At 48.1% G+C, this 10,221-nt stretch carries 8 protein-coding genes and 1 tRNA gene; 8 read left to right on the top strand and 1 reads right to left on the bottom strand.

The features are described from left to right. Positions 1–3 precede the first annotated feature (3 nt). From Q1A04_RS17995 to Q1A04_RS17965, 7 genes are all read left to right on the top strand, one after another. Positions 4–76 (top strand) — tRNA-Thr (locus Q1A04_RS17995). 170 nt (positions 77–246) lie between these two features. Then, positions 247–1,413 (top strand): hypothetical protein, encoded by a 1,167-nt coding sequence (locus Q1A04_RS17990; RefSeq protein WP_299708814.1) that lies wholly within the window; start codon positions 247–249, stop codon positions 1,411–1,413. A gap of 10 nt (positions 1,414–1,423) precedes the next feature. Then, complete coding sequence (locus Q1A04_RS17985; protein ID WP_299708811.1) at positions 1,424–2,440, top strand: metal-dependent hydrolase; 1,017 nt, start codon at positions 1,424–1,426, stop codon at positions 2,438–2,440. 14 nt (positions 2,441–2,454) lie between these two features. Further along, entirely contained in the window at positions 2,455–3,225 is a 771-nt protein-coding gene (locus tag Q1A04_RS17980) for an SDR family oxidoreductase (protein WP_299708808.1), read from the top strand. Between the two features lie 146 nt (positions 3,226–3,371). Beyond that, positions 3,372–3,617: a hypothetical protein gene (locus tag Q1A04_RS17975; RefSeq protein ID WP_299708804.1), complete on the top strand. Its 246-nt coding sequence runs from the start codon at positions 3,372–3,374 to the stop codon at positions 3,615–3,617. Positions 3,618–3,682: 65 nt separating this feature from the next. Further along, a complete protein-coding gene (gene gyrA / locus Q1A04_RS17970; RefSeq protein ID WP_299708801.1) occupies positions 3,683–6,235 on the top strand; it encodes a DNA gyrase subunit A in 2,553 nt (850 codons plus the stop codon). 70 nt (positions 6,236–6,305) lie between these two features. Next, a complete protein-coding gene (locus Q1A04_RS17965; protein WP_299708798.1) occupies positions 6,306–7,439 on the top strand; it encodes a tetratricopeptide repeat protein in 1,134 nt (377 codons plus the stop codon). Between the two features lie 174 nt (positions 7,440–7,613). Here the strand turns inward: Q1A04_RS17965 and Q1A04_RS17960 are convergent, their stop codons facing one another. Continuing rightward, positions 7,614–8,546 (bottom strand): AraC family transcriptional regulator, encoded by a 933-nt coding sequence (locus tag Q1A04_RS17960; RefSeq protein ID WP_299708795.1) that lies wholly within the window; start codon positions 8,544–8,546, stop codon positions 7,614–7,616. Between the two features lie 122 nt (positions 8,547–8,668). On the opposite strand from Q1A04_RS17960, the gene Q1A04_RS17955 reads away from it, so the two are divergent. After that, positions 8,669–10,201, top strand: coding sequence for an aldehyde dehydrogenase family protein (locus Q1A04_RS17955; RefSeq protein WP_299708792.1), 1,533 nt, complete (start codon positions 8,669–8,671; stop codon positions 10,199–10,201). The last annotated feature ends 20 nt before the right edge of the window (positions 10,202–10,221 follow it).

Raw genomic sequence — 10,221 nt, 5'->3', positions numbered from 1 at the left:
ATCGCCTCCTTAGCTCAGCTGGTAGAGCAACTGACTTGTAATCAGTAGGTCGCTGGTTCGATCCCGGCAGGGGGCTCTTAAAAGCCTTCAGAGAAATCTGAAGGCTTTTTTGTTTTTACACCTTTCCGTATAGCACTCTTTCTTTCTATACCTCAGTGTATTATACTCCCACACACAAGGTATATATGGTTTTTCAAGTTTTATGCCTTATTTTGGGGATTCACCCAAGCACTGAACACGAGATCCATGCAACTCATAGAAGTTAACACCCCGGAACTGGCCGAAGAGTTTATAAAAATGCAGGTCAAGCTTTACCGCAAAGACCCTAAATACATTCGGCCGCTTGACAAGGACATCCACCAAGTGTTCGACCCTAAAAAGAACAAGCTGTTGCGCGACGGAGAAGTCATCCGCTGGATTTTGCGTGATGGTGAGGGGGAGACCATTGGCCGAGTAGCCGCTTTCATCAACAAAAAGACGGCAAATACCTTTGAGCAACCTACCGGTGGCATGGGCTTTTTTGACTGCATCAATGATCAGGAAGCTGCTAATATGCTGTTTGACGCTTGCCGCAACTGGCTGCAGGAACGGGGTATGGAGGCGATGGACGGCCCGATCAATTTAGGGGAGCGTGACAAGTGGTGGGGCTTATTAGTGGATGGGTTTCATGAGCCCACCTACTGCATGAACTATAACCATCCCTACTATCAAAAACTGTTTGAGAACTACGGCTTTCAGCTGTACTTTAACCAGTATGTGTATTACCGCACTGTAGAAGATCCGCTTCCTCCCGAATACCATGACAAAGCGCAGCGTATTCTGTCTGACCCCGATTACAGCTTCCAGCACATCGACAAGAATAATCTTAATAAATATGCTGAAGATTTCCGAATTGTCTACAACAAGGGATGGGTGAAGCATGAAGGAGTGAAGGCAATGAGCGAAGCGCAATCCAAATCCATCATGAAAGCGCTTAAACCGGTGCTTGACGAGAAGATCATTTGGTTCGCATACCACAAAGGCGAACCAGCGGGCTTCTTTATTGCCATACCTGAGTTGAACCAACTGTTCAAACACGTTAATGGCAAGCTGGATTTATGGGGAAAGCTCAAATTCGTATACCATCGCTGGAGAGGTTCCTGCAAGACCATGTATGGCATCGTGTTCGGTATTATACCAGAGTGCCAAGGCAGGGGCGTGGAGGCAGCCATGGTCGTTTCTGCGGCAAAACTGGTGCAAGGCAACCCGAATATCCCTTACTATGACTTGCAGATGAACTGGATCGGAGACTTCAACCCAAAAATGATAAAGTTGGTGGAGCATTTAGGTAGTCGCGTATACAAGACCTACACGACTTACCGCTTACTTTTCGACCGCGAGAAAGAGTTTAAGCGCGCACCGATCATCAAGTAAAGGCATAAAGATGGATTCACTGACGCAGATCGTATTGGGTGCCGCCGTAGGCGAGGCAGTGGCAGGCCGAAACTTGGGAAACAAAGCCCTGCTCTGGGGAGCCATTGCCGGTACCATACCTGATCTGGATGTGCTGGCTAATCCGCTGTTGGACATGGTAGGGCAGTTGAGTTTTCACCGCTCGGTCACCCATTCTTTTTTCTTCGCCATTATCACCTCACCTATTTTTGGCTGGGTGCTCTGGCGGCTCTACAAAAATGAGCACGCCACTTTCCGGGACTGGACGCTTTTGTTCTTTTTGGGCTTCACCACGCATGCTATCCTCGACAGCTTCACGACATGGGGCACGCAGCTGTTCTGGCCGTTCACCAATTACGGGGTAGCTTTCTACAACATCTTTGTCATAGATCCGCTGTATACGGTTCCATTCCTGATCTGCGTGATTGCCGTGATGTTCTATGACAGGCGCAATCCAAAAAGGCGGCGCTGGAACAATGCTGGGCTCATCATTAGCTCATTGTACATCCTATTCTCGTTTGGGGCGCAAGCCTATGCTAAAAGCGCTTTTCAGAATAGCCTAGAAGAGCAAGGTATAGAATATGATTCTCAAATCGTAAAAGCAACCCCCTTGAACACTTTGCTGTGGTCTGCTACTGCCGAAGCGGAGGATGGTTTTTATACCGGTTTTTACTCCTTGCTCGACAAAGACCAAAACATCAGGTATAGCTTTGAGCCAAGGCAGGAGCACTTGCTGGAAGAGTTCCGAGGCCACTCCAAAATGGAGCGACTATTGGAAATTACCAAAGGCTACCATGCCGTGGAAACGGCAGGAGAGGGAATTCATATCAAGGATCTGCGTTTCGGTCAGTTTGACGGCTGGCAGGAGGGCAAAGGGCAGTACGTGTTCGTATACCATGTGTGGCGCGAAGACGATGGCTCCCTTCACTTTGAGGAGATCAACAATCGTCCAAAAATTGATGTCGATTATCTGAAAGCATACCTGCACAGAATCACAGGAATTAAGTAAACCAAAAGATGCGAATGACACCAGAAAGATGGATGCTACATGGCAAAAAAGCCGTGGTAACCGGAGGCTCTAAAGGAATAGGGGCCGCTATAGTGGAAGAGTTTATTGGCTTGGGCGCCGAAGTACTTGCTGTGGCACGCAAAGAGGCGGACCTTCAACACTTACTGGCGCAGTTTCCCGAAGGATTGGAAGTATTGATAGCAGATGTCAGCACCACAGAGGGTCGTCAGACATTGATCGATAAAGTCCATACCGATTGGGGAGCACTTGATATTCTGGTGAACAATGTGGGCACCAATATCCGAAAGCCAACGACAGACTATACCTCCGATGAATACGATTTTGTGATGAACACCAACTTGCGCTCCGCCTTTGAGCTGAGCCGTGCCTTGCATCCCTTGCTCAAGCAATCGGCGCAGGGCAACATCATACACGTTACTTCGGTAGCGGGCCTGACGCATGTGCGCACCGGTGCCATTTACGGCATGACCAAAGCCGCACTGGTGCAACTCACCAAAAACCTTGCAGCGGAATGGGCACTGGACGGCATACGCGTTAATGCGGTGGCACCATGGTACATCAGCACGCCGCTGGCCCAGACCGTGCTGCAGAACGAAAGCTACTACAACGACGTGATCTCCAGAACCCCGATGCGCGTGATCGGCAAACCAGAGGATGTGTCGGCGGCTGTGGCCTTCCTGTGCATGCCGGCAGCGGCCTATGTTACCGGCCAAACCCTCGCTGTTGACGGCGGTTTTACCATTAACGGATTCCATCCGGCCTAATACCTCCTAACCTTACCGCAAGGTGCTTTTTCAAGGTAAACTATGGCCTTAAAAGCTGGTATATTAATGCAAATTTTACTACTTTTGTATGATAAGGCTGCAAGAGCGATTCACCTATTCTGAGAGCTCTTCATAACCCAACATGCATGGCAAAAATCCGACTGCTTTTATCCTTTAGCGCTGCTTTGCTGCTTCTGTCTGTCTCCTCCTGCAAACCACTTTGTCCTATCGCCCCCTGTCAGGTGCGCATGGTGCACACGCACAGTGGAAGTGAGGAGTATAGAGGCATGCCCTTTTACAAAAAACAGAACCCGAAAATAGGAGAGAGCCTGCCACAACAGACAGGTGAGGTGCGCAAGCGCAATAACGACAAGAGTTCACGCAAAAACTAGAACACGACAGGCAATCTGCCTGCCAGTATATCAACCAACACAAAACTATTATTTAGACCTTGAACATGAACGAAGGCGAACGAATAATACCGATCAACATTGAAGACGAGATGCGCGGTGCATATATCGACTACTCAATGTCTGTTATCATTTCCAGAGCCTTACCCGATGTGAGAGACGGCCTGAAGCCAGTACACCGCCGTGTGCTGTACGGTATGTCCGAACTGGGGGTATCCTATAACAAAGCCTACAAGAAGTCAGCGCGTATCGTAGGAGAGGTGCTGGGTAAGTACCACCCGCACGGTGACTCCTCTGTGTATGAGACCATGGTGCGTATGGCACAAGAGTGGTCGCTGCGCTACCCATTGGTGGACGGACAGGGTAACTACGGCTCTATTGACGGTGACTCACCGGCAGCGATGCGTTATACTGAGGCCCGCCTTAAGCGCATCGCTGACGAGATCTTGGCTGACCTTGATAAAAACACAGTGGACTTTGTGCCAAACTTCGACGACTCCCTGAAGGAGCCGTCTGTGATGCCAGCTAAGTTTCCGAACCTGTTGGTGAACGGTACTTCCGGTATTGCGGTAGGTATGGCCACGAACATGGCACCCCACAACCTTACCGAAGTAATCAACGGTACGATTGCCTACATCGACAACAGAGAGATCACCGTAGCTGAACTGATGCACCACATCACCGCACCTGACTTCCCGACAGGCGGTATTATTTACGGTTACGACGGGGTGAAAGCCGCATTCGAAACCGGTCGAGGTCGCGTGTTAATGCGCGGACGCGCCAATTTTGAGACTACTTCTACTGGCAAAGAGCAGATCATCGTAACGGAGATCCCTTACATGGTGAATAAGGCTTCTCTCATTGAGAAGACTGCAGGCCTTATTAACGATAAGAAAATTGAGGGCATTTCCGACCTGCGCGACGAGTCTGACCGTGACGGTTTACGCATCGTGTATGACTTGAAGCGTGATGCCATACCTAATGTGGTTCTCAACAACTTATACAAGTATACGCAGTTACAGTCTTCATTTGGCGTAAACAACGTGGCCTTGGTAAAAGGTCGCCCGATGACGCTGAACCTGAGAGACCTGATCCATCACTTCGTAGACCACAGACACGAAGTTGTGATCCGCAGAACGCAGTATGAGTTGGACGAAGCCAAGAAGCGTGCCCACATCTTGGAGGGCTTGCTAATCGCCTTGGACAACTTAGACGAAGTAATCAACCTGATCCGTTCTTCGCGTGATCCGGAGATTGCCCGTAATGGTTTGATGGAGCGTTTCGCTTTGTCAGAAATTCAGGCACGCGCCATTCTCGACATGCGTTTGCAGCGCCTGACCGGTCTGGAGCGTGACAAGATTCAGGCAGAGTATGCGGAGATCATGAAACTGATCGATTACCTGACGTCTGTATTGAACGATGAAGGGCTGCGTATGCAGATCATCAAAGACGAATTGAATGAAATAAAAGAGCGCTACGGTGACGAGCGCCGCACTAGCATCGAGGCTTCTACCGGCGATATCTCTTACGAGGACATGATTCCGGAAGAGAACATGGTGATTACAATTTCGCACGAAGGTTACATCAAGCGTACTTCGCTGAGCGAGTACCGTAGTCAGAGCCGTGGCGGTGTGGGTTCACGTGGCGTTGCCGCTTCTAAAGAAAGTGACTTCACGGAGCACCTCTTTATCTCAAGCACCCACCACCACATGCTGTTCTTCACAGAGTTCGGCCGTGTGTTCTGGATGAAGGTATACGAGATTCCGGAAGGAGGGAAGACCACGAAAGGACGCGCTATCCAAAACCTGATCAACATCGAGAAGGAAGACAAAGTGCGTACGGTGATCAATGTGCGTGACCTGAAAAATCAGGATTTCGTACTGAACCACAATCTGGTATTCTGTACGGAGCAAGGCACGATCAAGAAAACCGTGCTGGAAGCTTACTCCAGACCGCGTACCAATGGTATTAACGCCATCACGATCAACGACGGGGACCGTTTACTGGATGTGCAGCTGACGACAGGCAACAGCGAGATTATCATTGCGCTGGAGTCTGGCAGAGCCATCCGCTTTAACGAAAGCCAAGTTCGTCCGATGGGCAGAAACGCCGCAGGTGTGCGTGGTGTAACACTGGCCGGGCCGGAAGATAAAGTAGTTGGTATGGTTTGTGTAGAAAACGAAAGTACAGAGCTTCTGGTAGTTTCAGAAAATGGCTTCGGCAAGCGTTCGTTACTCGAAGAATACCGTATAACGAACCGCGGCGGAAAAGGGGTGAAGACCCTTAACGTAACGGAGAAAACCGGTAAGCTGGTAGCGATCAAAGGTGTGGTAGACACCGATGACCTGATGATCATCAACCGCTCCGGCATTACGATCCGACTGCGCGTAGCTGATATACGCGTTATTGGGCGTGCCACGCAGGGTGTACGTTTGATCAAGCTAAATGAAAGCGACCAAATATCGTCAGTAGCCAAAATTGAGATGGAGAACGAGGAGGAAGTGACCGAAGCCTTGATGGAACAGTCCGAACTGAAGCCGGAGGACTCGCTACAGCCTGACACCCAGATTGATCCGGATACTACGGAAGATGAAGCTTAATCTGTAAAAGGGAATTTTATTTCATTTATTTATCGTTTAACAAACAAACAAAAACCAATCTCTGAAAAGTATGAAAAAAATACTGATGACAGCCATGGCAGCCGCAAGCGTTCAGGTTGCTGTTGCTCAGAACTCAGCTGTAAACAGCGCTGTTCTTAACCATAAGAATGGTACGCTGGACAAAGCGCTGGCAGATATCAACAAAGCCACGGAGCACAAAAAAACACAAGACAAAGCGAAAACTTGGTTCTACCACGGTGTGATTAACCAAGACCTAATTGGTCACCCAATCTATGGTAAACTGGCTACGGAGGAAACTCCAGAAACCGCATTGGCTTCGTTCAACAAGACGCTTGAAATTGACGGCAAAGACGGTCAGTTTGGTAAAATGGTGCCAGAGCGTATGGAGATTCTGTACGGACAGGTTCTGAACCAAGCGGTTGAATTCCACAACAACCAAGACTGGGACAATGCCATCGCTAAATACGACATGGCTTCTAAAGTGAACCCAACCGATACTACTGCCATTTTATACGCTGCTTACGCGTCAACTGCAAAGCAGGACTATAAAACAGCTGTCAATTATTATGATAAGTTGATCGGTATTGGACACGATACGGAAGACGTTTACAAGGCTAAAATTCAATTGCAGCAAGCTGTAGAGGCAAGCGACGATGAGGTAATGGCATCGATTGCCGCCGCTCTCGAGAAGCACCCGAACAGCGTATACCTGATGCAGGAAGAACTGCGCTACTACTTGAAAAACGACCGTGCTGACGAGGCGATGGCTAAGCTTGAGAAAAACATTCAGGCTGATCCTAACAATGCGAGCCTTTATGCCGTGCGTGGTAACCTAGAGGAGCGTAAAGGCAACATCGATGCAGCCTATATCAGCTACAAAAAGGCGGTTGAGGTAGATCCAAACAACTTTGACGGTTATTTTAACCTTGGTGTACTGGAGTATAACAAAGGCAGCGATTTCAACAACAGAGCTGCTAAGATGGACTACGCCACTTACAAGAAAAAAGGCCCGGCGCTAGAAGCTCAGGCTAAGAAGCACTATGAGGCTTCATTGCCATACTTTGAGAAGGCTCTGGAGATTCAACCGGACGATCAAGCTACACTTGCAAACCTTCAGCGTGTATATACACGTCTTAAACGTACAGCAGATGCTGAGCGAGTAGGCAAGAAGTTGAAGAACTAATTAGCTTTTGCAGCCTAATAAAGAAAGGAAGGGAGTCTAAATCAGGCTCCCTTTCTTATTGTTACAAATATTACTTAACATAATATAAATTATAAGACTGATTATATACGAGTAATATTACTCTATAATAAGTGTCACTGATAATATACTTTATGTTAAACAGAAATAGTTGAATTATAGCAGATGTTTTTTCTGTTGTTGGAAAGCTTTTGGCGTTGTGCCGACTTCTTTCTTGAATGCACGGATAAAATAATTGAGATTCTGAAAGCCTGCCATATAGCATGCTTGCGTTACAGTGTTCACCGGATTACGCAGGTACTCCTTAGCGAGCTGAATACGTTCCTTCAAAATATAATCGGCTGGTGAATAGCCAAACTCCTCTCTGAATTTTCGGTAAAAACTAGCACGGCTCATGCAGGCTTTGTCGCTTAATTTATCTACCTCGATCTTTTCCCGAATACTTTCCTTTATGTATTGAATGATGTGCGCAAACCGGTTATTGGATGCCATAGTCTTGTAATTGGCCTCCAAAAGCTGTCTCGCCTGTGTCTGCATCAGCCTCACGAGCAGTTCGCGCAGTGCCAAACCTGCTAAAACATCTTTCTCTTTCGTGTGGTCGTCGATGCTGATACGAATGAAGCGATTAATTATGTCAGCCAGCTCTTGATTGTTCACCAAATGAAGCATTTCATGTTCTATCTTCCAATGTGAACTCCGCTCTACCTTCGGAAAACGCTCGTTGAGCATATTTACTGTCGCCTGTATCTGATCTTGGGATATGGCCAGCGCAATACATTGCGTCGGATTATTTCTTTCTGCCTCAGGAAAGTCAATCTTCATCACCTCATTTGGTGGCACTATCACCGATTCTCCCGGTAAATAGTCGAAACCCTTTTTACCGAAGAGGTGCATCACCTTTTTGCCGCGAAGCATACTTGTAAGCACCAGATCATTGAATACCAAGCTTACCTTCTCAGCTGACCGGTGCGTTTCAAAAACGTTCAGCTCGCAGTGCTCCAGCGTGTAGGCTGAACGGTTCTCTACCAGTGTCATGAGTGACTTTTCTTCCAGTACAGGCAGTTGTTGCAATTGATATTTTCCCGGCATATAATTTCAACGGATAATACGCTGTCTTATTCTGATATTAAAGATACATTTTTTGAGACAATAAGTTTAGTTTAAAACAATATTAGTCAGGAGATTAGCCATGAAACCAAAACCTATATTCTATGGCAACTTTAGATATGACAGCCGAAGCGCAAAACGTGCTGGAGCGCCCTAAATTCAAAGAAAAATATGAGCATTTTATTGGTGGGGATTGGGTCTCTCCTGCCAACGGAGAATATTTTGACAACATCTCTCCCATTGATGGCAAATCTTTTACGAAGGCCGCCCGAGGCACCAAAGAAGACATTGACCGCGCTTTGGATGCCGCACACAAGGCTTTCCAGTCATGGTCTAAGACCTCGGCCACAAAACGAAGTAATATCCTGCTGGCTATAGCTGACCGCATGGAGAAAAACCTAGAGATGTTGGCACGGGTGGAAACAGTGGACAACGGCAAGGCCATACGTGAGACTCGCGCCGCCGACCTTCCATTGGCCATTGACCACTTCCGTTACTTTGCAGGTGTTATTCGTGCCGACGAGAGCACCATGTCAGAACTCGACGAGACAACGATCAGCATCAACCTGCAGGAGCCACTCGGTGTCGTGGGCCAGATTATACCTTGGAACTTCCCACTGCTGATGGCAACTTGGAAAATGGCCCCTGCCCTAGCGGCTGGCTGTACCGTTGTGCTAAAACCCGCAGAACAGACACCGACCAGCATCATGGTACTGATGGAGCTGATTCAAGACTTGCTGCCGCCGGGGGTGTTGAACGTGGTAACAGGTTTTGGTCCCGAGGCGGGAAAACCGCTGGCCACCTCCCCTCGCGTAGCCAAAGTTGCCTTTACCGGCGAAACGACTACAGGTCGTCTCATCATGCAGTACGCCTCCGAAAACCTGATTCCAGTGACGATGGAACTGGGAGGCAAATCACCGAACATTTTTATGCCAAGCATAGCCGACGCCGACGACGAGTTTTTTGACAAGTGTGTGGAAGGGGCTGTGATGTTTGCTTTGAATCAAGGCGAAATCTGTACCTGTCCATCACGTTTAATCGTGCATGAGAGCATTTATGACCGCTTTATGGAGCGTGTTGTAGCCCGGACCAAGTCAATTAAAGTGGGTCATCCGCTCGCCGAAGACACTACTATGGGAGCACAAGCTTCCAATGACCAGTTTGAGAAGATTCTGTCATACATGGACATCGGCAAGCAAGAAGGCGCAGAAGTGCTTTGTGGAGGTGGTATTGCTAAATTGAACAATGGCCTTGAGAGTGGCTATTACATCGAGCCTACCATCTTCAAAGGCAACAACAAAATGCGGGTGTTCCAAGAAGAGATTTTCGGCCCTGTTGTGTCTGTTGCGACTTTTAAAGATGCGGAAGAAGCGATCTCCATCGCCAACGACACGCTTTATGGCTTAGGAGCTGGACTATGGACACGCGATGCACATGAGATTTACCAAATCCCTCGTGCCATTCAGGCGGGCCGTGTTTGGGTGAACTGCTATCATGCCTATCCGGCGCATGCTCCATTCGGTGGATACAAAAAGTCTGGTTTTGGACGTGAGACGCATAAAATGATGCTCAACCATTACCGCCAGACCAAGAACATGCTCATCTCGTACGACAAGAATAAGCTTGGCTTCTTTTAATTGTTGAAATGACAAATTTG

It is taken from the genome of uncultured Pontibacter sp., assembly GCF_947499215.1.
Taxonomy (GTDB): Bacteria; Bacteroidota; Bacteroidia; order Cytophagales; family Hymenobacteraceae; genus Pontibacter.
This window is presented reverse-complemented; position numbering and strand designations above follow the sequence as displayed.